At 66.1% G+C, this 23231-nt stretch carries 26 protein-coding genes; 9 read left to right on the forward strand and 17 right to left on the reverse strand.

Annotation, left to right across the window (positions count from 1 at the left end):
- Window positions 1-177 precede the first annotated feature (177 nt).
- The 3 genes from C2R22_RS12745 to C2R22_RS12755 all read right to left on the reverse strand — a co-directional run bounded on the left by C2R22_RS12745 (window position 178) and on the right by C2R22_RS12755 (window position 2147).
- Complete coding sequence (locus C2R22_RS12745) at window positions 178-690, reverse strand: GNAT family N-acetyltransferase (RefSeq protein ID WP_103426090.1); 513 nt, start codon at window positions 688-690, stop codon at window positions 178-180.
- 217 nt (window positions 691-907) lie between these two features.
- Window positions 908-1330, reverse strand: a complete 423-nt coding sequence (locus C2R22_RS12750; protein WP_103427668.1) for a hypothetical protein — start codon at window positions 1328-1330, stop codon at window positions 908-910.
- A 217-nt stretch (window positions 1331-1547) separates the two neighbouring features.
- Complete coding sequence (locus C2R22_RS12755; RefSeq protein WP_103426091.1) at window positions 1548-2147, reverse strand: DUF5789 family protein; 600 nt, start codon at window positions 2145-2147, stop codon at window positions 1548-1550.
- Between the two features lie 381 nt (window positions 2148-2528).
- Here C2R22_RS12755 and C2R22_RS12760 point away from each other — a divergent pair, with 381 nt between their 5' ends.
- Window positions 2529-3917 carry a hemolysin family protein gene (locus C2R22_RS12760; RefSeq protein WP_103426092.1) on the forward strand — a complete coding sequence of 463 codons (1389 nt, stop codon included), beginning with the start codon at window positions 2529-2531 and terminating at the stop codon, window positions 3915-3917.
- A gap of 117 nt (window positions 3918-4034) precedes the next feature.
- Window positions 4035-4904: a universal stress protein gene (locus tag C2R22_RS12765; RefSeq protein WP_103426093.1), complete on the forward strand. Its 870-nt coding sequence runs from the start codon at window positions 4035-4037 to the stop codon at window positions 4902-4904.
- A gap of 732 nt (window positions 4905-5636) precedes the next feature.
- Here C2R22_RS12765 and C2R22_RS12775 read toward each other — a convergent pair.
- Window positions 5637-6968 (reverse strand): sodium-dependent transporter, encoded by a 1332-nt coding sequence (locus C2R22_RS12775; protein WP_103426095.1) that lies wholly within the window; start codon window positions 6966-6968, stop codon window positions 5637-5639.
- Between the two features lie 110 nt (window positions 6969-7078).
- Here C2R22_RS12775 and C2R22_RS12780 point away from each other — a divergent pair, with 110 nt between their 5' ends.
- Window positions 7079-8128 (forward strand): PAS domain-containing sensor histidine kinase, encoded by a 1050-nt coding sequence (locus tag C2R22_RS12780; protein WP_103426096.1) that lies wholly within the window; start codon window positions 7079-7081, stop codon window positions 8126-8128.
- Between the two features lie 63 nt (window positions 8129-8191).
- Here C2R22_RS12780 and C2R22_RS12785 read toward each other — a convergent pair whose 3' ends face one another.
- From C2R22_RS12785 to C2R22_RS12805, 5 genes are all read right to left on the reverse strand, one after another.
- Window positions 8192-8701, reverse strand: coding sequence for a universal stress protein (locus tag C2R22_RS12785; RefSeq protein ID WP_103426097.1), 510 nt, complete (start codon window positions 8699-8701; stop codon window positions 8192-8194).
- Window positions 8702-8825: 124 nt separating this feature from the next.
- Window positions 8826-9083: a TrmB family transcriptional regulator gene (locus C2R22_RS12790; RefSeq protein ID WP_245902753.1), complete on the reverse strand. Its 258-nt coding sequence runs from the start codon at window positions 9081-9083 to the stop codon at window positions 8826-8828.
- Window positions 9084-9197: 114 nt separating this feature from the next.
- Window positions 9198-10025, reverse strand: coding sequence for a hypothetical protein (locus C2R22_RS12795; protein WP_103426098.1), 828 nt, complete (start codon window positions 10023-10025; stop codon window positions 9198-9200).
- 117 nt (window positions 10026-10142) lie between these two features.
- Window positions 10143-11102, reverse strand: a complete 960-nt coding sequence (locus C2R22_RS12800) for an NADPH:quinone reductase (protein ID WP_103426099.1) — start codon at window positions 11100-11102, stop codon at window positions 10143-10145.
- A 285-nt stretch (window positions 11103-11387) separates the two neighbouring features.
- Entirely contained in the window at window positions 11388-12734 is a 1347-nt protein-coding gene (locus C2R22_RS12805) for a RimK family alpha-L-glutamate ligase (RefSeq protein WP_103426100.1), read from the reverse strand.
- A gap of 112 nt (window positions 12735-12846) precedes the next feature.
- On the opposite strand from C2R22_RS12805, the gene C2R22_RS12810 reads away from it, so the two are divergent.
- Window positions 12847-13128 carry a hypothetical protein gene (locus C2R22_RS12810; protein ID WP_103426101.1) on the forward strand — a complete coding sequence of 94 codons (282 nt, stop codon included), beginning with the start codon at window positions 12847-12849 and terminating at the stop codon, window positions 13126-13128.
- Window positions 13129-13250: 122 nt separating this feature from the next.
- On the opposite strand, the gene C2R22_RS12815 is transcribed toward C2R22_RS12810, so the two are convergent.
- On the reverse strand, window positions 13251-13784 hold the full coding sequence (locus C2R22_RS12815; protein ID WP_103426102.1) for a hypothetical protein: 534 nt from the start codon (window positions 13782-13784) through the stop codon (window positions 13251-13253).
- A gap of 403 nt (window positions 13785-14187) precedes the next feature.
- On the opposite strand from C2R22_RS12815, the gene sucC reads away from it, so the two are divergent.
- Entirely contained in the window at window positions 14188-15333 is a 1146-nt protein-coding gene (gene sucC, locus C2R22_RS12820) for an ADP-forming succinate--CoA ligase subunit beta (RefSeq protein WP_103426103.1), read from the forward strand.
- 70 nt (window positions 15334-15403) lie between these two features.
- Window positions 15404-16276, forward strand: a complete 873-nt coding sequence (sucD, locus tag C2R22_RS12825; RefSeq protein WP_103427670.1) for a succinate--CoA ligase subunit alpha — start codon at window positions 15404-15406, stop codon at window positions 16274-16276.
- 154 nt (window positions 16277-16430) lie between these two features.
- Here the strand turns inward: sucD and C2R22_RS12830 are convergent, their stop codons facing one another.
- Entirely contained in the window at window positions 16431-16730 is a 300-nt protein-coding gene (locus C2R22_RS12830; RefSeq protein WP_103426104.1) for a hypothetical protein, read from the reverse strand.
- Between the two features lie 100 nt (window positions 16731-16830).
- Here C2R22_RS12830 and C2R22_RS12835 point away from each other — a divergent pair, with 100 nt between their 5' ends.
- Window positions 16831-17271, forward strand: coding sequence for a CBS domain-containing protein (locus C2R22_RS12835; protein ID WP_245902754.1), 441 nt, complete (start codon window positions 16831-16833; stop codon window positions 17269-17271).
- A 65-nt stretch (window positions 17272-17336) separates the two neighbouring features.
- Window positions 17337-17912 (forward strand): hypoxanthine/guanine phosphoribosyltransferase, encoded by a 576-nt coding sequence (hpt, locus tag C2R22_RS12840; protein WP_103426105.1) that lies wholly within the window; start codon window positions 17337-17339, stop codon window positions 17910-17912.
- A 94-nt stretch (window positions 17913-18006) separates the two neighbouring features.
- On the opposite strand, the gene C2R22_RS12845 is transcribed toward hpt, so the two are convergent.
- Entirely contained in the window at window positions 18007-18297 is a 291-nt protein-coding gene (locus C2R22_RS12845) for a polysaccharide biosynthesis C-terminal domain-containing protein (protein ID WP_162562475.1), read from the reverse strand.
- A gap of 38 nt (window positions 18298-18335) precedes the next feature.
- Window positions 18336-18872: a peptide-methionine (S)-S-oxide reductase MsrA gene (gene msrA / locus C2R22_RS12850; RefSeq protein WP_103426107.1), complete on the reverse strand. Its 537-nt coding sequence runs from the start codon at window positions 18870-18872 to the stop codon at window positions 18336-18338.
- A 401-nt stretch (window positions 18873-19273) separates the two neighbouring features.
- Between msrA and C2R22_RS12855 the strand changes: the two genes are divergently transcribed.
- Window positions 19274-19867: a 5' nucleotidase, NT5C type gene (locus C2R22_RS12855; protein WP_103426108.1), complete on the forward strand. Its 594-nt coding sequence runs from the start codon at window positions 19274-19276 to the stop codon at window positions 19865-19867.
- A gap of 19 nt (window positions 19868-19886) precedes the next feature.
- On the opposite strand, the gene C2R22_RS25890 is transcribed toward C2R22_RS12855, so the two are convergent.
- The 4 genes from C2R22_RS25890 to C2R22_RS12870 are packed head-to-tail and all read right to left on the reverse strand — an operon-like array spanning window position 19887 to window position 23230.
- Window positions 19887-20483: an XdhC family protein gene (locus C2R22_RS25890; RefSeq protein WP_216824726.1), complete on the reverse strand. Its 597-nt coding sequence runs from the start codon at window positions 20481-20483 to the stop codon at window positions 19887-19889.
- The gene (locus tag C2R22_RS25895; protein ID WP_216824727.1) at window positions 20480-21067 is read right to left on the reverse strand and encodes an XdhC family protein; all 588 of its coding nucleotides are present in this window, start codon (window positions 21065-21067) and stop codon (window positions 20480-20482) included. Before C2R22_RS25895 ends, C2R22_RS25890 begins: the two co-directional genes overlap by 4 nt.
- Entirely contained in the window at window positions 21064-21906 is an 843-nt protein-coding gene (locus C2R22_RS12865) for a Rossmann-like domain-containing protein (RefSeq protein ID WP_103426109.1), read from the reverse strand. Before C2R22_RS12865 ends, C2R22_RS25895 begins: the two co-directional genes overlap by 4 nt.
- A gap of 1 nt (window position 21907) precedes the next feature.
- A complete protein-coding gene (locus C2R22_RS12870; RefSeq protein WP_103426110.1) occupies window positions 21908-23230 on the reverse strand; it encodes a VWA domain-containing protein in 1323 nt (440 codons plus the stop codon).
- Window position 23231: the final 1 nt, after the last annotated feature.

A 23231-nucleotide genomic window follows, 5' to 3' on the forward strand; every position in this document is an offset into this window, starting at 1 on the left:
GGACTACCGGCGTGTGCGTGCTGGAGACGCTCTCCGTATTCCGCCGTCTCCCGCACCTGCCAGAGCCGCCGTCTCGGTCACATAGATACCGACAAAGACTGAGCAGTAGTCGAAGCCGCTACTGCATACAGGGCGCGTATCAGGTACAGTGCGCACCCCTCAAGAGGAGGGCTCCGACTACACGCTGACGCTCATCGTGTACCGCACCGTCTCGAACCCTATTTTCTCGTAGAACGCCAGTGCCCGGTCGTTGTCGACGTCAACCTCGAGCTTCACTTCGGTGCATCCGCTCTCACGCGCCCGTGTTCTGGCCCGGTCGACTAGCGCTCGGGCCAGTCCTGTTCCGCGATAGCGTTCGAGCACATAGATATCGGCGATGACGAGTCGGTCAGGGCGGTCGAACACTGACGGCGACTCGTCGATATCTGTGGTCACGAACCCGACGAACTCGGCGTCAGTATCGGCGAGTCGGGTTGCGTCGTGAGTTCCGTCGATGGCGACCCACGCCCGGTAACTCTCCGTTTGATGCCGACTGAGCCGATGTTCGAGTTCCTCCGCGACGAGGTCAACATCCTCCGCAAGTGCGAAGCCGTCGGTGTGTGCTTCACGCTCGCGGCTGTACGGGAGCCAGAGGGTTTCGAGAAACCGACGCAGAGCGGCTTCGTCGTCTGGGAGCCGAACGATGTCCATACACTCTTCTAAGAGACGGCTGCCTTGGGCTTACTGACTACGTCCTCCGTACGCAACGTACCGCTTCTGACAGCACCGGAGTAGGTTGGTCCGGCCGTGCTGAATACAGAGCGCATAGTCAGCACGTTCCGACCGCAATCGAGGAGCAGTGGCGATTGCGTATCGACAGAGAAAACCTGCATCTCGGACACCGTCGGACAGGCTGAAGCGACTGGAATCACTCCTCGCGTTCGTCGTACGTTTCCTCACTCCAACCATAGTCGGACGCTTCGTCGTCCCGTTCGAGGTAGTCCTCCAAGACCTCCTGAACGGCTCGGCCAAGGTCGTCCAACTCGCCGTCGATCAGTGAAACCGTACTCGAACTGAGCGACTCAGTCGCGTCTCGCTCCCGCCAGTCATCCGGAATCGTTGGGGAATCGATGCGAAGGCGGTCTTCGGTTGGGTCCCAATAGAAGTCGAACGCCTGGAACAAACCGAGGTCGCTGACGATTCGAACCTGCTCTTCATCGAGAGTGGTGTACTCGGCCCACTCGTTGAACCCCTCCTTCCATGCACCCTCCTGGAGCAAGTCTTCGAGATCCTCGCGGTAGAAGTCCTCTGATCCGAGCGTCTCGTCCTGTAGCTCGAACGCGCGCGGCATTCCCCGGTTCGAGAGGTCCGGTGGTTCTGGAACCTCTATATCGAGTGCCATACGAATAGTTTCACTGGTGACACAATAAAGCCCGTAGCAGTTCCACACGAGGCGGAACGAGACGCCTCTCCCAAGAGGACATCCCGCTCCAGGATAGAGGGCGCGTTATAAGGTCACGCTGGAAGCTTGACAGCAGACGTTACCGCGGGTGCCCGCTATCGTCGGTCTATATCCCGAGCCACTCGTCGTTACGGACCTCATATCCGTTCGTCCGACAGAATTTCGCCGCTTCTCGGCGTACCGCCCGGGACGTCGGGAGCGTTTCTTTGTCGTGGATTCGCTCTACGATCCAGTCGCTGATGGCTCGGATGCCTTCGTCGTCGTCATCGGCGTCGATCGCTTCAAGTTCCTGGAAGGTCTTCTCGTACGCGTTGCGCTGTGCCCAACTGAAATCAGTATTCCGAAGCGTCTTGCTGGCTTCCACGACCCGTTTCATGGCCGCGGCTACTGTCGGCCGCTGTATCTGCACCCGGACGGCAGCTGGAGAGTCGAACGTCTCCTCGTCTGTCTCCGGTACCAGTTCCTCGAGACGGTAGCTCCGCTTGACCGATTCGATCTCGCGTTGGCCGATTGCCGCGACGATCTCGGCCCCCGTGGCCGGGAACGTCAGCTCTTCGAGTGCCGCCTCAAAATCGGCCAGTTCCTCCACGACCACCGGTGGCTCTCGTTCGTCGCCGCGCTCCAGTTCCGCGGCAATCTCACGCTGCTGCTGGCGTCTCTCAGCGTCGTCTGCTTGCTTGTCTCGACCGCTCTTGTCGTCTGCCATCCTGTAGTTTTAGCTCTCTGGCCGGATAGCTCTGTGGTCGATACTACTTCCGAACGTTGAGACCAGCCATTACATCCGAGCGTATCGGTCGTTCCCGACAGGTGGACTGGTTCACTGAACGCCCGGAGAAGTACCGGTGTTCGAGTGCTGACTACACGCTCTGTCACGGTCACGGTGATTCTGATAGCGCTCGGTAGGTTTCGACTGGGGGTGGAAACACCGTCTGATTGTGCCGAACGTCGTCGTTTCAGGTAGAAATCTACGAAAATGGCACAGGAGGTCGGCTAACACTCCCGATACGGACGTTCGTGTCGGTGGAACTCGTGAAATCCACACACCGGTATCAGGAGTTACTTTTCCGTTCGCGCATGAGGTGAGAACATGTGGCGCTCCCCGCTCACAGCAGTAGCTGAGGCCTGTCTCTTACAGTACACCGTGCCGGTCGCCGGTGTCGAACTGGGTCAGCCTGCCGTCACCGCCATCGGCATCGTCCTGATATTACTGCTCCTCCTGGGGTCGGGGTTCTTTTCCTCCTCGGAAATCGCGATGTTCTCCCTCCCAGCCCACCAGATCGACGCGATGATCGAGCAAGGCTTGCGCGGTGCGCGGGCGGTCAAGTCGCTCAAGGAAGACCCCCACCGCCTGCTCGTGACGATCCTCGTGGGGAACAACATGGTCAACATCACGATGTCCTCGATATCGACGACCATCGTCGGCTTCTACTTCGACCCGGGGACGGCAGTCATCGTCTCGTCGCTCGGCATCACGTCGATGGTGCTGATATTCGGCGAGAGCGCGCCGAAGTCCTACGCCGTCGAGAACACCGAAGTACACGCACGGCGCGTCGCCCGGGGGCTAAAAATCGTCGAGAAGGTACTGTGGCCGCTCATCACCCTCTTTTACTACCTGACAGGCGTCGTGAACAGGGTCACCGGCGGGAACCCGTCCATCGAGTCGACGTACGTCACCCGTGACGAGATTCGGAACATCATCAAGACGGGTGAGCGCGAGGGCGTCCTCGACGAGGAGGAACGCCAGATACTCCAGCGCGCGCTCCGGTTCACGGACGCCTCTGCCAAGGAAGTGATGACACCGCGACTCGATATGGCAGCCATCTCCGGGGAGGCGACCGTTCAGGAGGCGGTCGAACAGTGTATTCAGTCGGGTCACGCCCGCTTGCCGGCCTACGCGGGGACGCTGGACGACATAATCGGTGTTTTCGACATCCGAAACCTGGAGAACGTCGACTACGACGGCGCAACCGATCTTAAAGTGAAGGATGTGGTCACCCAGGCGCTGCACGTCCCGGAGTCGAAGAACGTCGACGAACTCCTCACGGAGATGCGCGAGAACCGCCACCACATGGTCATCGTCATCGACGAGTTTGGCGCCACTGGGGGCCTCATCACGATGGAAGACATCCTCGAAGAGATCGTCGGCGAGATACTGGTCGGTGACGAGGAACACCCGCTCGAGGTTATCGACGAGACTGAGGTGCTGGCCCGCGGCGAGGTCAACATCGAAGAGATCAACGAGGCCCTCGGTATCGCCCTCCCCGAAGGCGAGGAGTTCGAGACCGTTGCCGGCTTTATCTTCAACCGTGCGGGTCGTCTCGTCGAGCAGGGTGAGACGTTCGAGTTCGAGAACGTGACGCTACGGGCCGAACAGGTGAAAGACGCACGCATCCGGAAGGTACGGGTGACAGTCGACCGACAGGCCGACCGAACTGTCGATACGGACTCGTCGGTTGCGGAGGGCGACCCCGAGTGACCGTCGGTGACCGAGGTGCCACCATAAAAAGCAGTAACCGACCACGGGTCGGGTGACCCGTGGAACTTTCGCTGTGTTTTTCAGACGGCCGGGCGACGTATCCCCGGGCGTCCACACATGTACGAGAACATCCTCCTCCCGTTCGACGGCAGCGATGGCGCCGCCGAGGTACTCCACCACGCCGCCGAAATCGCCCACTGGGCCGACGCGACCATCCGGGTGCTCTACGTCGCAGATACGAACCGGGACAGCGTCACCGTCGTCGAGGGGCAGACCGTCGATGTCCTCGAACGCGAGGGGCGAGACGTCGTCGAAGAAGCCGCCAAGACGCTGGAGACGCTCGGCGCCTCGTACCGAACCGACGTCGTTCAGGGTGATCCCGCCCCCACGGTCGTCGAGTACGCCGAGGAGTACGACCAGGACTTGATCGTGATGCCGACCCATGGACGCGAAGGCGTCTCGCGGTACCTCGTCGGGAGCGTCTCCGAGAAGGTCGTCCGACTCTCCTCGGTGCCCGTCCTCTCCGTCCGGATGCAACCCGACGAGATGCTCACCTTCCCCTACGAGAACGTCCTCGTCCCGACCGATGGCAGTGGCGCCGCGACACACGCCGCCGACCACCTCCTCGAGTTCGCAGCGGCACTCGACGCGACAGTCCACGTCCTCTCGGTCGTCGACGACTCCGCGCTTGGGCCGGATGTCCGGTCGACGATAGCCGGGAAGGAGAGCGAGCAAGCCGCGGGTGAGGCCGTCGACGCCATCGTCTCAGCGGCCGAGACGCACGGACTCACGGACGTCGTCCGACACGTCGAACACGGACGGCCCGCGGCGGTGATCCTCGACTGTATCGAGGCGAACGACGTACACGCCGTCGGGATGGGGACGACGGGAAGGCGTGGGACGAATCGTATCCTGCTCGGCAGCGTCGCCGAGAAGACCGTACGCTCTGCCCCAGTCCCCGTTATGACCGTCGCGAAGCCGAGGTGACTCTCGGCTGTCTGATCGACGTTCGCCGGCCTCGTCGATAGCATTCTCGATAAACCATCGACGCACCCGATTCCGAACACCTGAGGAGGAGTATCGAGCTAAGCACCGACCGTACGAACCGCCGTTCCGCTCTTGCTGAGTACACCCTCTGTCTCGGTCACACCGTTACTAGACGTGGAACAAGGACAGTGTTCACCTGATTGCCGACCGGCAATCTATTTACTGTCTTGAACCGAACTGTGTCGTATGGCTGATGATTCCCTCGGAACTACCGCGCAGTACGAGGCGGCCTATCGAGGGGGGCGCGATGCCGTCCTGTCCGTCTTATCCGGTGTGATGTGGGTAGTACTCGGAGCGGTTGGAGTCGGATTGCTCTGGATGACTGCTATCGCACTCACAAACGGTACCGCATCCCTCGCTACGTTTCTCCTTGCTCTCTTCGGGGCAGTGATAACCGTTCTTGCTGGGGATGAACTGTACCACCGCTTACTCGGTCGGACTCCGATTTTCTAGAGGATATCGTATCGGTTCCCCGTTCGGGCTTCGTCGTTCCAGCGGAAGCGTGGAACACACATCGCCTGATACAGCACGCTTCGCCAACGCGACGAGACGGTCTGTAAAACGGGAAAGACGAGATGGCACACGACCCAACTCTCGCTCTGATGGTCGTTAGCTCATCGGAGTGAATCGTTCTCTACAGCGTCTAAACACGGCCCAACCTCTCTATTCCGATCAGACGGGCGGGACGATAGCCCCGCCGAGGAACAGCGTCCGGAGGCCGAGGACGAGCGTGCCGAGGACGGCCGCGAAGACGACGACGCGGACGGTCCAGAGCCAGACCGCGCCGAATCCGCTCCCGAGGTCCGACCCGCGAACGACCTCCGACAGCGCCTCCCTGCCCAGGACCCAGCCGACGAAGAGGAGGATGGCGAGCACCGACAGCGGAAGCAGCAGTTTGTACGCGAGCGTGTCGAACCAGCCGAGCCACGCCGTCGAGAGCGCGGAGGGGACACCGAGGAGGAACAGCGCGCCGCCGATGGCGCCGGCGGCGGGGAACCTTCCGATTCCCGTGTTGTCGACGACGTACGAGACGACGACTTCGAGGAGGCTGATCGCCGAGGAGAGCGCCGCGATGAGGACGACGGCGAAGAACAGCGTCCCCAGGATGCGTCCGGCGGGGAGCGCCGAGAACGCGCCGGCGGTGGAGACGAAGACGGCACCGGGGCCGCTCGTGTTGGGGTCGATGCCCTGCGCGAACAGCAGCGGGAACACTGCGAGGCCGGCGAGCACTCCCACCAGCGTGTTGAGGACGACGATAGAGCCCGCGTCGGCGACGAGGGAGTCCTCGCCGTCGACGTAGGAGGCGTAGGTGACCATCGCGCCCATGCCGAGCGAGAGCGAGAAGAACGCCTGGCCGACGGCGAACGGGACGATGTCACCGAAGTTCGACCGGAGGGCGGTGAGGTCCGGCGAGAGGAAGTACGCGTAGCCCGCGCTCGCGCCGTCGAGGGTGAACGCGAAGACGGCGAGGCCGGCGAGGATGAGGAGCACGGACGGAACCATCACCTTCGTGGCGCGCTCGATGCCGTTCTCGACGCCGAAGGCGACGACGCCGACCACGAGGAGCATGAAGACGGCGTGTGCGACGAGCGCGTCGGGACCGGCCGAAACCGTCGAGAAGAAGCCGGCGGCGTCGCCGAAGTACGTCCCGGTCGGGGAGGCGAGGAGGTAGCGGATGACCCATCCGCCCACGACGGAGTAGTACGAGAGGATCCAGAAGCCGATGCCCAGTCCGAGCGCGCCGACGACCTTCCACCGTCGACCGCCGAGCGCGCCGAACGCGTCGATGGTGTTCCGTTTCGCCCGCCGACCGACGACGAACTCGGCGAGGATGGCGGGGAGACCGATTCCAACCGCGGCGGCGAGATAGACGACGAGGAACGACGCCCCGCCGAACTGTCCCGTCTTGAACGGGAACTGCCAGATGTTTCCCAACCCCACGGCGCTGCCGACGGCCGCGAGGACGAATCCGACCCGCGATGCCCACGTCTCACGTTCTGTCATCGCCGGGGCTAGACCGAGTGAGGCAGATAAACGCGGTGAAATCGCTCGTGTCGGCGGAGTTGAAGTGAAAAACGCGACACGCTTTTGGACGGCGTCGATGAACGAGTGGTATGAACGGCGTCTCGCTGGGTCGTCACCCCGACTTCCGCACGCTCATGGACCATCTCGACGGGGTCGCCATCTGGACGGCGTCGACACCGGAGAAGTTCGAGTACATCAGCGCCGGCTTCGAGGACATCTGGGGCATCCCCGCGGAGGCCGCCGAGAACGACGTCTCACTGATGATCGATGGCGTCCACCCCGACGACCGGGACGAGGTCGTCGCGAGCATGACGCGGACCGGAGAGGAACTGTCGGCGGACTCGTTCGAACACCGCGTCGTGTGCCCGGACGGAACGGTTCGGTGGGTCCACGCGCGCGTCGTCCCGATCAGGGACGAACACGGGGGCATCGCGGAGGTGGTCGGCATCACCACCGACATCACGGAGCAAAAACGGCGCGAGCAGGAACTCGAAGTGCTGAACCGCATCCTACGACACGACGTCCGCAACGACGTGAACGTCATCACCGGCTGGCTCACCACACTCGAAGGCGCCGTCGACGGTGCCGACGCCGACGCGTTAGCGCGCATCCAGGCGGCGAGCAGACACGTGGTCGAACTGACCGACCTGGCCCGCGAGTACGTCGACGTGGTCGTCAGCGAGGGCGAGTTCGACCTCGAACCGGTCGACCTCGTCGCGACGCTCGAAACCGAACTGGCGGTGCGCCGCCGGACGTACCCCGACGCGGAGTTTCGGGTTGTGGGCGACCTTCCACGGGTCGAGGTAGAGGCGAACGAACTCCTCGGCTCCGTCTTCCGAAACCTCCTCACCAACGCCGTCCAGCACAACGACAAGCCGACTCCGGTCGTCGAAGTGTCCGCAGGCGTCGACGGCGACACCGTCCGGGTGAGCGTCGCGGACAACGGACCCGGGATCCCACCAGCGCAGCGGGACCGGTTGTTCGGCGAGGGGGAACGGGGCCTCGACAGCACCGGGACGGGCATGGGGCTGTACCTGTGTCGGGAGATCGTAGCGGGGTACGGCGGCGAAGTCGGGGTCGGAGACGGAGACGAAGCGGGAGCCGTCTTCACCGTCGAACTGAAGCGGTCCGTGGCGTAGCGGCCACACGGCCGACTCGGGCGGGCACTCGGCGGGCGGCCGACGCTGCGGTCTCGGGCGAACTCACTCCGGGAGGTAGAAGTGAGACTTCGGTCTCCGCTCGGGGACGGCGTCGGCGTGCTTGGCGATTCTGGCGGGACGGGGGTGCCGGACGATAGTCACGTCGTAGCCGTCGTCCGTCGCGACGTTCCCGCCGACGCTGCTCACCGACGTGACCATGTGTCCGGCGTTCTCGCTCCCGACGAACACCATCGAGGCGTTCTCCTTCCGCGCCGTCTCGCGGATGCGTTTCGAGATGGTCCCGGAGGGGGCGAAGCGGTCGACGACGACGTGCCGGAAGTCGGCGCTCGGACACAGGTCGGTCACCTGCGTGTGGAGCGTCGACACGGCGGCGTCCATCTCGAACGTCTCGTTCGCCTCGATCCAGCCGCGGTCGCGCGCGTAGTCGGTGTTCCCTCGCGGAATCACGCTCACCGCCAGCACGTCCTCCTCGAAGAGAGCGCCGAACTCGGTCGCGCGAACGAGCGCCGCCTCGGCGAGTTCCGTCCCATCGAACGGCACCACGAATGTCATACGTACTATCTTCGAACAGAGAACATATATTTATCTGTGATTTTCACGTCGGAAGAATCGCCACGACGGCGGTGAGCGTTCATCAGACACGGCTTCCCCGACTCGTCGGAGCCCCCGCCGTCTCTCACCGAACGCTGACGGCGTCGCCGTCGCGGACGACCAGGTCGGACTCCGCGAGCGTCTGGAGGATGCTGAACAGCGCGAGTTTGGGCAAGTCGAGCGACGCGCCGAGTTCGTCGACGGTCACCGTCCCGCGGACGAGGAGGTAGAGGTAGACGAGCTTCGCCTGTGGCGACGTGACCGTCTCGGGGAGCGTGATGGGGCCGCTTGTCGTGCGGTCGGTCCGTGGTTCGTTCCGGGAGTCGAACCGTGGTGGAATCATCGTGAGAGACGGTGACGTCCGAGACGAGTATAAGAGCCGGTCGTCGTTCCCAACTTCGGAGAAACGAGTCGTTCAGATGACATTCTTCGGCGGCGAGAACTGTCAGTGGGACAATTAGTCTGCGGGGGGCTCTGACGAGTGGAGTCGCCGGACGAAGACCACGTCGGCGGCGACGAGGGCGGCGAGGGTGACGAGCGCGGTGAGCCACAGCGTCGGCAGGAGGACGGTGAACGACGACAGTTCGCCCGCGGTGACGAGCGCCCGGGTCACCCCGGTCACGGCGAGGAAGTTGTGGAAGACGAGCGTCGCGTAGAGGTCGCGGCTCACCACGAAGACGAGGCTCGTGAGCACCCCAATCACCGAGAGCAGCGCGACCATCCGTGGCGTGTTGAACGGCGGGCTGTGTGCGACGTGGTAGAGGCCGAAGCCGAGGCTCGCGACGACGACGAGGCCGACAGTCGCGGCGGCGGTCCCGAGATGCGGCCTGAGCGCCCGTTGGACGGCGACGCCGACGAACACCCAACAGACCACCACCTCGGCGGTAGAGACGACGAGCGTCTGCGCGAAGGCGTTCGCGACGACGACCGGGTCGGTGCTGGGCGGGAAGCCGACGGCGTACAGCGCGGTCCCGACGGCGAACGCGACGGCGACACCCGCGACGGTCCGGCGTGGTTGGCGGAAGCCGCTCTCCGGCAGGGGCGCGTCGGCGAGGACGCGTCCGCGGAGCCACAGCGCCAGAACGGTCCCGACGAGCACGTTCGCGACGAGCGCGTACAGGAGCCTGTCGCCGGCCGCCTCGGGCCGGAGGAGCGTCAGACGCGCGCCTTCGAGGATGTACGTGACGAACGTCCAGCCGACGAGGACGCCGAGCGCGGTCACGAGTGGGTGCGCACTGCCGGCGTCGACGAACCGACGCCGGGCGGCGGTGGTCGTCCGAGTCATACGCGTCTCTACGTTCGCTGACGACATCGCCTCGACTGGTCGTTCCCGCCGGGTGAGAAGTCGAGCGTCGGGGAGTCGACGAAGCCGACGAGAGTCGAACGCAGAGAACGGGCCGCTCTACGGCGTGATGACGAGCTTTCCGAGGAACGACTCCTCCATGACGTCGCGCTGTGCGTCGGCGGCCTCGTCGAGGTCGTAGGTCCGCGCGACGTCGATTTCGAGGTCGCCCTCGCCCATGAGGTAGGCGACGCGTTCGAGGGGGTCGGCCAGCCGCGGCGTGTTGAACATGCTCATGAACTGGTAGGAGACGTCCTTGCTGCGGGCGACGCCGTCGTTCGAGAAGCCGACCTCGGGGTCGTTCTCGCCGATGCCGACCACCCTGGCTCCCGTCGCCGCCACCTCGGCGTCGAACTGGAGGTAGTCGTCGAGGCGGTGGTCGAGGACGACGTCGACGCCGCCGGTCTCCTCGCGCACGAGGTCCGCGAGATCCTCGCTCGAGTAGTCGAAGACGGCGTCGGCTCCCAGTGCTTCGAGACGAGCGTGGTACTCGGGTGCGGCCGTCGCGAGGACGTGTGCGCCGGTCGCCGCAGCGAGTTGGACGGCCGCGTGGCCGACGCCACCCGAGCCCCCGTGGACGAGAACCGATTCTGCCGGCTGGAGCCCCGCGTGGTCGACGAGCGCCCGCCAGGCGGTGACGGCGGCGACGCCCGCGCCGCCGGCGGCGACGGGGTCGACGTTCTCCGGAAGGTGTGCGAGGCGGTCCTCGGGGACGGCCGCGTACTCGGCGTACGCGCCGAAGTGGTTCATGCTCAGCCCGGTCCCGACGACGGGGTCACCCTCCTCGTAGTCGTCGACGTACTCCGAGGCCGCGACCACCTCGCCGGCGACGTCGACGCCGGGGATCATCGGAAGCTGGAACGGCTCGTACGAGCCCTCGCGGAAGTAGGTGTCGACGGGGTTGACGCCCGCGCCGGCCACCCTGACGACGACGTCGTGACCGGTCGCCTCCGGCCGGTCGACCTCGTCTACTCGGAGTACCGATTCGTCGCCGTACTCGTGGAAGCGGACAGCCTGCATGGTCTGTGTTCACGTGAGGGACGGCGATAAAACCGCGAGAAGCGGAAATGAATCGGGGAGGGGTGAGTCGGACGAGTTTCGGTTCGAGGTATCGACACCGGGGCGTCGAGTGCCTGGTGGAGCACACGAACTTGCCGACTGCGACAGTGTGCCGAACGTAACGTGGACGGTGACGGTCACGAGGACCGCGCGGGGCACGGGCGCGGTGAGTCTTTTATCGGTATCCCGAGGACAGCTGTTCGCCCACTCTCGGTATCGAACGACACACACCGCACACCACCCGGCTCACTCCTCTTCGAGCAACTCGTCGTCGAGCGGGTGCGTGTTGGGGTTCTCCACGCGCCGGGAGATGTCGAGGAAGTAGTGTTTGAGCACGTCGCGGCCGATGAGGAGCGGATGAGACATGTGGCTCCGGTCGACGATGTTGGCGGCGACGGTGTGCTGGGTACCGCCGATGCCGACGACCAGGTCGACGACCGGCCGCGACTGGCTCTTCTGTGCGCTCCCGCTTCGGACGGTCGAGACGGTGTGGATGGGGCCGGCGCCGATTTCGGCGGCGAGCGTGAGGTCGATGCTCGTCCGCGCGGCCCCCGAATCGGCCTTGCCGACGACCGTCTCGTTTCCGGCGGTCCCGGAGACGACGACGCGTTCGGTCAGCCCGATGATGGGCGGTTCCTCGAACGTCGTCGGGTCCGGCCGGGGCATGCAGGTCGGCGGGGAATCGTCGAGCGTCGCGGTGAGGTCCTCGACGCGCTCTGGGTCGACGTCGACGCCGAGTCGCCGGAGCGCGAGCGCGGCGATGTGCGGAGCGGGACTGACGCCGGTGGCGCGGTAGAGGCCGCGAAAGCCCGCCGTCGGGTTCACTTCGAGGACGACCCACCCGTCGTCGCCCTCGATGAGGTCGACGCCGGCGTAGTCGAGTCCGACCACCGACGCCGCCTCGCAGGCCATCTCCAGCGCCTCGCGCGGGAGCGACGCCGTCGCGTCCTCGACTTCCCCGCCGAGGTGGACGTTCGTCCGCCAGTCCTCGCCGGCGGCGTAGCGGTACATCGCGGCGACGACCCGGTCGCCGACGACGTACACCCGCGCGTCCCGCGGTCGGTCGCGGTCGCCGACGAGTTCCTGGAGGAACGCCCGGCGCTTGCCCACCCGCGCCGTGAGGACGTCGTCGGTCTCGACCTTCCACGCGCCGCCGCCGTGCGTCCCGATGGCGGTCTTGTAGACGGCCTCCGATCCGAACTCGCGGCGGTGGGCGTTGAGCGTCGCCCCGCTGAGCGCCATCAACGTCTTCGGGACGGGGATACCCTCGCGGGCCAGCCGCGACGCCGTCGCCATCTTGTGTGCGGCGGTGGCGGTCGCCTCCGGCGGGTTGAGCATCGGACACTGCGCGGCGACGGTCCGCGCGATACCGAGTTCCTCCGTCGGCTGGTCCGTGTTCGAGAGGAGCAGACGGTTGACGACGATGTCGACCGACGGCTCCAGGTCGAGCGTGTCTCCGTCGACCCGCACCAGCGTGTTCTCCTCGCGGAGCCACTCGGTCTCGTAACCGAGCGCCTCGACGGCGTTGAGGATGGCTTTCGACTCCTTGCTGTCGTGAAGCGCGAGCACGCCGACGCAGGGCGAGGATGTCATGCCCGTATCATGAACGGGGGCGAACGAAAACGTAGCGCCGTGGCGGGGTGGCGAGCGACGGCACGAGTCGAAGGTGAAAACGCCTTTGTCCTCGGGGCAGGAGGGGAGAGACATGGGTCTCCTCCGCTGGGGAATGGTGTGTTTCGGCGTCGGGGTGTTCCTCGCGAGCGTCGCGGGCGTCGTCGGCGGGGTGACGCTCGGCTGTACCGAAGTCTTCTGTGAGAACCCACAGCCGGCGTTCGCCGTCACCGGCGTCTCACTCTCCGGAATCGCGGTGTTCGACGGCTGCAACACCTGCCAGCTGAATCCGGCCGTCGTCGGCGGACTAGTGCTCTCCGTGTTGGGCGTGGTCGTCGGCGGTGTCGGTATCGTCGGGGACCTCACCCACGAATAGCGGAATCGGTTCGGTTGAAATAGTGGTCGGTTGATAGTTTTACGAGGACGGGCTGAATACAGCGCGAACGTCGGGTACGGATACACCAGAACTACGACGGTACGAACGGCGTCTCACTTCCCTTATCTGAAAAGGTATGCGTACGGTAGACCGGTCCCGATGATAACGACGACGCTGAGAAAGACCACCCACTGGACCAGAACCGACCGTCTTGAGGCGGTTCCGGTCCACGCTGAGGAGTGGCGGTGGACCCCGTAGGCAAACAGCGCGCTCGCCGTGATGAACACCGCCGGCAGGAGCGCGACCGACAGAGTTGGCTCGCCACGACCCGGAAACAGCCCCAGCCGGCTGAACGGGATGAACAGCGCGAGAAAGGAAAACCCATAGATGATGCCGAACGCGACCGACAGCAGGAGATACCGGGGCCTGAGAACCACCCTCCAAGACGGTGTCTCGTCGTCAGGCTGGCCACCCGAAGCTTCGATGAGAAACCGGCGGACATCCGGGAGTACGTACAGCACCGGAACCGAAAGCACGCCCCCGAGCAGTCCGATACCGCCGGTTATCCCTAGCCAGATTCCGAGCGATAGCACGAAGAGAAGAAGAATGTACAGAATGATGCTAAGGACGCCCACCACAAAGTCGAGGACTGGCATCAGTGTGTTCTCTTCCGAGGAAGATATAAAATACCGCCCTGTGGCTGGTTGAGAACCCCCCTGTCTCAACTATTTCAGACGGTATTCGCTATAGTGGACTACAACGTATCCGTTGTACAGCATACACCCGCTGTATTCAGCACCGTATTTTTGACTAGGACTGGAGAGACGGGGAGCAGTCGTGCGTGACACAGAGCATGTCTGGATGTTCGTGCTGTCAGCGGCTCCTCTCGGATTGCATATTCCATCCCCAACGTGTTCGAGATGTCCTCGCGGTTCCGCTTACGTCCCGACGACACCGCTCCATAACAGAGGAAACACGGATTCGAGTGAATCCTCGACCAGGGGTCACACTCGCCCGAATCGGCGGGATTTAAGCGTCGGCCTCTCCCGGTCACACACGATGCGACTTCACGAGTACCAGGCGAAGGACGTGTTCGCCGACGCCGGGATTCCCGTTCCTGACTCTCGACTCGCGTCGAGTGTCGACGAGGTGGTAGCGGCGGTCGAGGACATCGGCTTCCCCGCCGCGATCAAGGCACAGGTGCACGTCGGCGGCCGCGGGAAGGCCGGCGGCATCAAGATCGCGACGAGCGAGGAGGAAGCGCGGGAGTACGCCGACGACATCCTCGGGATGGACCTCAAGGGGTACACCGTCGACCGCGTCCTCGTCGAGGCCGGTGTCGACTTCGAGGACGAACTGTACGTGGGCGTGACGATGGACCGCGGCGAGGGCCGCCCCGTCGCCATGGTCTCCGAGAAGGGTGGGGTCAACATCGAGGAGGTCGCCGCCGAGGAACCCGAGGCCATCGCCCGCGAGCACATCGACCCCGCGTTCGGGATGCACCCGTACCAGGCGCGCAAGGCCGTCTACGGCGCCGGTATCGACCGCGACATCGCGCGGCAGGTGTCGAGTATCCTCACGACCCTGTACGACCTCTGGGAGGACAAGGACGCCTCCGACGCCGAGATCAACCCGCTGATGGTCACCTCGGATCGGGAGGTCATCGCCGCCGACGCCGTCCTCAACGTCGACGACGACGCGCTGTTTCGCCACCCGGACCTCGCGGAGATGGAAGACGAGGCCGCCGGGGACGAACTCGAAGCCAAGGCGAACAAGTACGGCTTCGACTACGTTCGGTTATCAGGAAACGTCGGCATCATCGGCAACGGCGCAGGGTTAGTGATGACGACGCTCGACCTCGTCGACTACTACGGCGGGGAACCCGCCAACTTCCTCGACATCGGGGGCGGAGCGAAGGCCGAGCGCGTGACGAACGCGCTCGACATGGTGTTCTCGGACCCGAACGTCGACAGCGTGGTGTTCAACATCTTCGGCGGCATCACGCGCGGCGACGAGGTGGCGAAGGGTATCAACGAGGCGCTCGAAGCGTTCGACGAGATCCCAAAGCCCGTCGTGGTTCGTCTCGCGGGGACGAACGCCAAAGAGGGAATGGAGATCCTGAACACGGAGTTGGTACAGGTCGAGGAGACGCTCGAGGACGCGGTCCAGCGCGCGGTTGAAAACGCCAAGGAGGTCAGCCAATGAGTTCTACAGTACACTCGCTCACTCGTTCGCTCGTGCACGGTAACCTCACGCTCACCACGAGGTGGTTCGCGTGAGCATTCTGGTCGACGACGACACGCGCGTCGTGGTACAGGGCATCACCGGCGGTGAGGGGTCGTTCCACACCGAGCAGATGATGGAGTACGGGACGAACGTCGTCGCCGGGGCCGTCCCCGGCAAGGGCGGCCAGGAAGTGAAGGGCGTCCCCGTCTACGACACGGTCCACGACGCAGTAAGCGAAGAGGACGCCGACGCCTCCGTGATCTTCGTCCCGCCGGCCTTCGCCGCTGATGCGATGTTCGAGGCGCTCGACACCTCGCTCGATCTGGTGGTCGCCATCACCGAGGGCGTCCCGACCCAGGACATGGCGAAGGTGTACCGACGCCTGAACGAGACGGACACCCACCTCATCGGGCCGAACTGCCCGGGAATCATCACGCCCGGCGAGGCGAAGTTAGGAATTCTGCCCGGCAACATCTTCTCCGACGGTAATGTGGGACTTGTCTCGCGGTCGGGTACCCTGACGTACCAGGTCGTCGATAACCTCACCCAGCGCGGCATCGGCCAGACCACGGCTATCGGTATCGGCGGCGACCCCATCATCGGGACGTCGTTCGTCGACGCGCTCGAACTGTTCGAGGCCGACACCGAGACCGAGGCCGTCGTGATGTGCGGCGAGATCGGTGGCGAGGACGAGGAGCAGGCGGCGAAGTTCATCGCCGAGAACATGGACACGCCGGTCGCCGGCTTCATCGCGGGGCGGACCGCCCCGCCGGGCAAGCGGATGGGTCACGCCGGTGCAATCGTCTCGGGGTCGGGCACCGGCACGGCCGAATCGAAGATCGAGGCGCTCAACGACGCCGGGACCCCGGTCGGCGATACGCCCGAGGAAGTGGCCGACCACATCGAGCACTTCCTCTCGTAGACTCCCGCGACGGCGCGGCACGCGTTCGGGTTCTGAACGAGGCGGCGACCGCGTGAGGCGGCTACGGGGGGTCGATCACGCCGAACGGGGTCGTCTCGAAGCGCAGTCGAAGCCAGCACGCTACGTCGCGGATGGCGAGGCAGTCTTGGTGGGCCTAGCCGTCGAGTTTCGCGAGGCAGTTGCCGCAGTAGCCGGCGAAGCCGTGGTTCGGGAGCCCACAGGACGAACACGTGACGAGATCCGACTTCGACGAACCGGAGACGGCGCCGCCCGTCAGGACGGCCGCCGGACCGGGCGCGCCGGAGGGTTGCTCGTCGACCCGCTCCATGATGCGGTCCACCAGGGCGTCGTCGCGCATGCGGTCGAGGACGCGGACGAACCCGATGAACAGCAAGGAGGGGGCGACGATGCAGAACGCCGCCACGAGTAGTCTGAAGACAATACCCAGGTCCATACGCCGTGAAAGGAACCCATACCTATGGTCTTGTCGGGATTTCTCACACCTGATAGCGGGAGGTAGAGGGTTAAGTATCGCCGTTCAGGAGTTCCTACCAATGCAGGTCCGAGACGTGATGACGACGGACTGTCTGACAGTCCCGTCCTCGGCGACGCTGGCCGACTGCGTGAGCCGGATGCTCATGGCAGGGACAGGAAGCGTCATCATCGACGACGACGGTCCCCTCGGTATCGTAACCGAAAGCGACGTCCTCCGCGCAGCGTGCGACATCGACGAACCGCTCGGGGACATCCCTGCCCACGTGGCGATGTCCCACCCGGTCGAGCGCATCGAGCCGACGGCGACGGTCAGGAAGGCCGCCCAGCGGATGCACGACCTCGGTATCAAGAAACTCCTCGTCGCCCGCGGGCTCGACCCGGTGGGCGTGGTGACCGTGACCGACCTCGTGTGGCACTTCTCCGACTTCCAGCGCGAGGCCGGTCGGCTCGCCCTCGAAGGTCACGCGTGGGAACACGGTGACGACAGACACGCACGCTGACGTTTGCCCCACGCCCCGAAGCGGGAGACCCGGCACCTTTTAGCAGTGGTTTGGCAACCTCGGGTATGGACCGACTCCGCCGGTCGTTCGACGACGCACCGATCATCGAGAAGGAGGGCGGCTACCAGTACGTCGTCCACCCGATCAGCAACGGCGTCCCGATGCTCCGGCCCGAACTCCTCCGTGAGGTCGTCATCGGCGTCATGCGCGTCGCCGACCTCGCGCGCGTCGACAAGATCGTCACGCCCGAAGCGATGGGCATCCACATCTCGACGGCGGTGTCGCTCATGACCGACATCCCGCTCGTCGTCATCCGCAAGCGCGAGTACGGCCTCGACGGCGAGGTGTCGCTCCACCAGCAGACCGGCTACTCGGAGTCGGAGATGTACATCAACGACGTCGAACCGGGCGACCGCGTGCTCGTCCTCGACGACCTGCTCTCGACGGGCGGGACGCTCGCCGCCGTGACCGAGGCGCTCGCGGACATCGGCGCCGACATCGTCGACACCGTCGTCGTCGTCCGGAAGGCCGACACCGACAGCGCGATGGACGAGAAAGAATACGACGTCACCTCGCTCATCGACATCGAACTCGTCGACGGCGAGGTGGTCGTCCGCGACGAGTACCGTCGTCGGGACTGAGCGCGTCCCGCCCGCTGCGACGGCAGACGGGGTGTCGCGTGATGCGGAACGCGACGGCGTCGGTATCGACCTCGAGGGCGAGTCTGTGTCAGCGTCAACCGGAGCGACCGAACGCCCCCGTCACCGCGCGGAGGTTCCCGCGGAGCCCCCACGAGAACTGTCGGTCGAGGCCGAGGAGGAAGACGAGATACGAGAGCACGCCCACGGCGACCAGGAGGACCAGTTCGGCGAGCGCGGGGACGCCGACGACGGATTCGCGGACGAACAGGGTCGTCACCGCCATGCCGGCGCTCGCGGTGAACGGGACGGCCAGTTCCCGCGTGACCCGCCGGGGGCCGACGCCGATGAGCCGGCGCATCAAGAACAGATCGACGGGGAGCGCCACGAACACGTAGACGCCGACGACCGGCCGAGCCGTCGGGGTTACGCCTGCTTGACCTTCGCCGCGAACCGCTCACGCACCTTCTCGATCTTTGGCTTCGCGTGGAAGTTGCAGTACGCGTCGTTCGGGTTCTTCTCGAAGTAGTCTTGGTGGTGCTCCTCGGCCTCGTAGAACGTTTCGAGGGATGCGAGTTCCGTCACCACGCTGTCCTCGTACTCCTCGTCGAGGGCCTCGATGTACGCCTCCGCGAGCCGGCGCTGTTCGTCGTCGTGGAAGAGGACGATAGAGCGGTACTGCGACCCGACGTCGGGGCCCTGTCGGTTCAACTGGGTGGGGTCGTGGACCGCGAAGAACACCTCCAGCAGTTCCTCGTAGGAGATGACGCTCGGGTCGTACGCGACCTGGACGACTTCGGCGTGGCCCGTCTTCCCCGAGCAGACCGCCTTGTACGTCGGGTTCTCGGTGTCGCCGCCGGCGTAGCCCGACGTCACGGCCGAGACGCCGTCGAGTTCCTTCAGCGCCGCTTCGACGCACCAGAAACAGCCGCCGCCGAACGTGGCGTGGTTGGTTTCAGCCATGGTAGGGGTAGGAACTCAGCGCGTAAAGCCTCCGTGGCGCACTGAGACGCGAGTGCAGGAAGGGGATCGGCAGCGACCGAGACGCGAACCACGAGAACCCGACAGAGCGGCGGACCCGGCGAGTGAACAGCAACGGACCGCACGGTACACGGGCGCGGTGGACCGCAGCCTCGACCCTCCCCACCCGGTGTGGCCGGGACAGAGCCCGGCCACGGCCCTCGCGCGTTCACTCGCTCCCGCCGGTCGCTCCCTCATCGCGCGCCGACCGCAGCGGCGGGAGACGGCGCGGTGGCGCGTGCCGGCGCGCTCCTGAGAGCGCCAGAGCGAGGACGCGTGTCACTCCCTGGCGCCCTCACCCACGACGAGAGACCTATGTACGCCCTGACCCTACATGGACGCAGATGAACAGGGCACGCGACGCTTCGACACCCGCTCCCGACACCGACCGCATCCTCGTCGACGTCGACGGCACGCTCGCGTGGCAACTCCCCCGCGCGTGTCAGTACCTCGGCGAAGAGTACGGCGTCTCGCTCCAGCCCGAAGACGTGACGGCGTGGGACTACCGGATTCCGGGTCACGACGACCACGACCACATCGGCGACCTCATCTTCGAGGCGTTCCGCCGGGACCCCGCGTGGTACTTCGGCGGGATGGAACCGCTCCCCGGGGCGGCCGACGCGCTCGCGCGTCTCGGCGAGGACCACCACGTCGCTATCGCCACCCACCGTCCGCCCGAGACGCACGACCACACCCGCGTGTGGCTCCGTGACCACGACATCCCTTACGACGAGTTCGTCGAACAGGTCCCCGAGAACAAGGCCGAACTGCAGGGGAGAGCGCTGATCGACGACTACCACGGCAACGTCGCCGACGCCCTCGCCGCCGGGATGGACGGCCTGCTGTTCAGCCAGCCCTACAGCGACCACGCGGCCTGCGACGGCGCGACCGTCGTCGACTCGTGGACGGACGTCCTCGCGGCCTTCGACCTCGCCTGAGCGCGTCGCGACTCGCGACTCAGCCCGAGCCGTCGGTCGACAGTTCGATGCGGTCGTGGATGGTCCCCTCTCTCGTGCGGAGATGTCTCGGCTCGCGCCCGTTCTTCACCGCGAGCACCTCCGAGACGATGGAGAGGGCGATTTGATACGGCGAGCCGCCCCCCAGGTCGAGGCCGACCGGGGTGTACAGGCGGGCGAGTTGGGCGTCGGTGAACGTCGTTCCCTCGTCTTCGAAGTCGTCGAGCATCTCCTCGAAGCGCTCGTGGGGGCCCATCAGGCCGACGTACGGGACGGGAGTATCGAGGAGCGCTTCGATTGCGAGTCGGTCGTCGACGAAGTTGTGCGTCGCCACGACCACGTAGGTGTTCGCGTCGAAGTCGAACTCGTCGGTCATCCGCGCGGGCGAGGTCGAGACCACCTCGCTGGCGGCGGGGAACCGGTCGGCCTTCGCGGCGGCGCCGCGGAAGCCGACGACGGAGACGCGGAAGTCCGCCTGTGCGCCGAGTTCGGCGATGGGGCCGACGTCGTGGCCGGTGCCGACCACGACCAGCTTCGAGGGCGCGGTGAGGCCGTCGACGAACACCGTCACTGACTCCCCGTCGAGTTCGACGGTCACGGCGTCGGCTTTCCCCGAGCGGTGAGTTCCGCGGCGACCCCGCGCACTCGCTCGGCGAGGTCCGCGTCGAACCCCTCGCCGAGGTCGAACGTCTCCCCACGCGGGTCGTAGTACGCTCGGGCACCCGCGTGGTCCCCGTCGGTGACGGTCAACACGCCGACGTCGTACCCCTCCGCGAACGCGTCGACGGCAGGGCGGTACGTCTCGTCGAGGGGTTCGAGCAGGATGTCGATTCGGCCGTTGCAGCCGACACCGAGCCCCCAGACGTCGTCGTCATCGGCCTCGGGCATGAGGTCGTAGTGCTCGACGCGCGGTTCGCCGGCTTCGAGCACGTCGCTCGCGAGTCCCTGCACCTCGTCTTCGAGACAGCCCGCGGTGATGTGCCCGACGCCTACGCCGTCCTCCGGAATGACCATCTTCGCGCCGGGGCGACGGTACGCGCTGCCCTCGACGCGGATGACCGTCGCGAGGACGCCGCGGCGGTCGCTCTCTAACAGTCGGCGTGCCTGTGTCAGTACCTCCGTCTCGGGGACGCTCCAGTTGGCGTCCCCGGCCGTGTCGTCCGTGTCGTGTGTGTCGGTCATGGTTCTGTATTGGGTCGCTCCGCTGGTAACTGTAGCCCCGGGAGGGGCGAGTCGGCCGCGCAGTACACCTTCTGTAGCCCCGCGTCGTGGAGGTCGGTCCCGCAGTCGCCCGCGGCGACGTGGTCGCGGACGCTCGCGACGTCGCGGACCCGCGCGCCGGCGACGAGGTCGACGCCGCGGTCGAACAGCGGACCCGGAAGCATCGAGGCGGTCGCCCCGACGACGACCACCAGCGGAACCGCCGCCCGTCCGGCCGCCGCGAGGTACGCGTCGATGCCGCCGTAGACGAGCGTCGATCCGGTGACGAAACAGACGTCCGCGCCGTCGAACGCCGCGTCGACCTCGCCGGGGGAGAAGAGCGCCGTCGGGACGCGCTCGGGGAGCGACTCGGGGTCGATTCCCCCGACGTCGCGCTCGACGACCCGGACGGAGACGTCGCCGAACTTCTTGAACGCGGGGCGGAACAGGCCCACGGTGGCGACCGTCTCCACCGAGGTGTCGAGCGCCGCCATCGGGTCACCGGCCAACCACTCGACTTCCCCGACCGACAGCGCGTTGAGCGTCGCGAGGCCGACCGCCCGGGCGACGCTGCCGGGAGCGGCGTCGGTCGCCTCTTGGGCCAGTTGCTCGACGGTCGCGTCCCTCGCGTCCTCGTCCGCGACGGGTGCAGAGGGTCGATGGGCGACGCCCGCCAGCGTCCCCTCGTCGGGGTGGCGACACGACACCAAGAGTGCGCGGTCGCCGACCGTGATTCGGGGGTCGGTCGCCGCTGCGGCCCGTGCCGACAGCGCCTCGCGCACCTCCCGGACGACGGCGTCGGCGTCGACGGGTGGGGACATCTCAGGTCACCCCCGTCTCTCCCGCTCGCTCTCGGAAGTCGTGTTCGTAGCCGATGGGACCGTGCGGGCCGTGTCTTCGGATCTGGCGCGCCACCTCCGAGAGGTCCTCGGGCCCCGCGAGCGCGAAGAGGCCGTCGACGTACGGGAGCGACGCGGCCATCCCCCGGCAGGTCGGTTCGTACTTCGCCGAGGCGGCGAGCGGGTTCAGCCAGAGGACGGCCCGCGACCGTCCCGAGAGCCACGTCATCCCGCGTTCGAGGTCCGAAACGTCGCCGACGTCCAGTCCGTCGCTCACGACGAGCGTGACCGTCCGGCGGTCGACGGCGTCCGGCCAGCGGGTGCGAAGTTCCGAGATGGCGTGACCGATCTTCGTCCCGCCGCCCCACGCCACCTGGGCACGTTCGAGCGCGAGCACGGGGTTCCCGCGCGACGCCGTGAACACGTCGGTCACCTCGCGGATGTCCGTGTCGAAGAAGAAGACGCGGACGCCGCGGCCGTCCTCGACGAGCGTGTCGAGAAACTGCAGCAGGAAGCCGCGGTCGACCGTGTCGAGGACGGACTGGCTCACGTCGACGAGGACGGACGTGCGGAACGCGGTGGGTTTTCGCTCACGGGTCGGCAGCGAGACGACTGCGCCGCCGGTGCTGACGCTCGACCGGAGGGCGCGCCGCGCGTCGACCTGCCGGCCACCGCCCGCGGTCCACCGACGGCCCGAGAGCGTCGAGAGCGCCCGCTCGAACTGGCGGACCGCGTCCCGGTCGATGGCGCGGCTCCGACCCTCCTCGTCGACCTCGCTCCCCGCGCCGCCGGCGCTGTACGTCGAGGCGCGACTCCGCTCGCCCGCGGCCTCGTCGAGGTCACCCGCGTCCGTGTCGTGGTCGACGAGTCGCCGCTCTCGAACCGCGTCGTCTGAGTCGTCGCCGCCGTGCCCGTCCCCGGCCGGGTCGCCGCCGCTCGCGGCGACCGACTCCTCGGCCGCGTCGTCGTCGGCTCCGAAGAACGCGCCGCTGCCCGATCGGTCGCCGACGTCGTCGCTCGTGGCAGTGGCTTCTAATCCGGTGCGGAGGCGGTACCAGAACTCGGGGAAGTGCGCCTCGAACGTCTCCGTGTCGCGGGCGTCGGTGACGAGTGTGGCGTGCGTCGCCGCGTAGACGCTCTCGCGGTCGCGCAGCCCCACGGTACACAGCGCCTCCGTCGCCGAGAGCGCGGCGTTCGCCGGCACCGACAGGCCGTTCCGACGGAGGGTCCGGGCGAACGACACCACCTCCCCGAGGACGTGATCGCGGGCGGCGACGAAGTCGGGTGTCTCGTCGAAGGAGTCCATA

Source organism: Salinigranum rubrum (assembly GCF_002906575.1).
Taxonomy (GTDB): domain Archaea; phylum Halobacteriota; class Halobacteria; order Halobacteriales; family Haloferacaceae; genus Salinigranum; species Salinigranum rubrum.

What these genes read in the sequence shown, in the direction of transcription:
- C2R22_RS12810 (WP_103426101.1), top strand. Translation starts at nt 12,847, where the DNA reads ATGGGTCTCCTCCGCTGGGGAATGGTGTGTTTCGGCGTCGGGGTGTTC.
- C2R22_RS25895 (WP_216824727.1), bottom strand. Translation starts at nt 21,067, where the DNA reads ATGACCGACACACACGACACGGACGACACGGCCGGGGACGCCAACTGG.
- C2R22_RS12780 (WP_103426096.1), top strand. Translation starts at nt 7,079, where the DNA reads ATGAACGGCGTCTCGCTGGGTCGTCACCCCGACTTCCGCACGCTCATG.
- C2R22_RS12775 (WP_103426095.1), bottom strand. Translation starts at nt 6,968, where the DNA reads ATGACAGAACGTGAGACGTGGGCATCGCGGGTCGGATTCGTCCTCGCG.
- hpt (WP_103426105.1), top strand. Translation starts at nt 17,337, where the DNA reads ATGGACCGACTCCGCCGGTCGTTCGACGACGCACCGATCATCGAGAAG.
- C2R22_RS12795 (WP_103426098.1), bottom strand. Translation starts at nt 10,025, where the DNA reads ATGACTCGGACGACCACCGCCGCCCGGCGTCGGTTCGTCGACGCCGGC.
- C2R22_RS12765 (WP_103426093.1), top strand. Translation starts at nt 4,035, where the DNA reads ATGTACGAGAACATCCTCCTCCCGTTCGACGGCAGCGATGGCGCCGCC.
- sucC (WP_103426103.1), top strand. Translation starts at nt 14,188, where the DNA reads ATGCGACTTCACGAGTACCAGGCGAAGGACGTGTTCGCCGACGCCGGG.
- C2R22_RS12830 (WP_103426104.1), bottom strand. Translation starts at nt 16,730, where the DNA reads ATGGACCTGGGTATTGTCTTCAGACTACTCGTGGCGGCGTTCTGCATC.
- C2R22_RS12800 (WP_103426099.1), bottom strand. Translation starts at nt 11,102, where the DNA reads ATGCAGGCTGTCCGCTTCCACGAGTACGGCGACGAATCGGTACTCCGA.
- C2R22_RS12815 (WP_103426102.1), bottom strand. Translation starts at nt 13,784, where the DNA reads ATGCCAGTCCTCGACTTTGTGGTGGGCGTCCTTAGCATCATTCTGTAC.
- C2R22_RS12855 (WP_103426108.1), top strand. Translation starts at nt 19,274, where the DNA reads ATGAACAGGGCACGCGACGCTTCGACACCCGCTCCCGACACCGACCGC.
- C2R22_RS12750 (WP_103427668.1), bottom strand. Translation starts at nt 1,330, where the DNA reads ATGCCGCGCGCGTTCGAGCTACAGGACGAGACGCTCGGATCAGAGGAC.
- C2R22_RS12760 (WP_103426092.1), top strand. Translation starts at nt 2,529, where the DNA reads ATGTGGCGCTCCCCGCTCACAGCAGTAGCTGAGGCCTGTCTCTTACAG.
- C2R22_RS12870 (WP_103426110.1), bottom strand. Translation starts at nt 23,230, where the DNA reads ATGGACTCCTTCGACGAGACACCCGACTTCGTCGCCGCCCGCGATCAC.
- C2R22_RS12865 (WP_103426109.1), bottom strand. Translation starts at nt 21,906, where the DNA reads ATGTCCCCACCCGTCGACGCCGACGCCGTCGTCCGGGAGGTGCGCGAG.
- C2R22_RS12790 (WP_245902753.1), bottom strand. Translation starts at nt 9,083, where the DNA reads ATGATTCCACCACGGTTCGACTCCCGGAACGAACCACGGACCGACCGC.
- C2R22_RS12785 (WP_103426097.1), bottom strand. Translation starts at nt 8,701, where the DNA reads ATGACATTCGTGGTGCCGTTCGATGGGACGGAACTCGCCGAGGCGGCG.
- msrA (WP_103426107.1), bottom strand. Translation starts at nt 18,872, where the DNA reads ATGGCTGAAACCAACCACGCCACGTTCGGCGGCGGCTGTTTCTGGTGC.
- C2R22_RS12835 (WP_245902754.1), top strand. Translation starts at nt 16,831, where the DNA reads ATGCAGGTCCGAGACGTGATGACGACGGACTGTCTGACAGTCCCGTCC.
- C2R22_RS12755 (WP_103426091.1), bottom strand. Translation starts at nt 2,147, where the DNA reads ATGGCAGACGACAAGAGCGGTCGAGACAAGCAAGCAGACGACGCTGAG.
- C2R22_RS12805 (WP_103426100.1), bottom strand. Translation starts at nt 12,734, where the DNA reads ATGACATCCTCGCCCTGCGTCGGCGTGCTCGCGCTTCACGACAGCAAG.
- C2R22_RS12745 (WP_103426090.1), bottom strand. Translation starts at nt 690, where the DNA reads ATGGACATCGTTCGGCTCCCAGACGACGAAGCCGCTCTGCGTCGGTTT.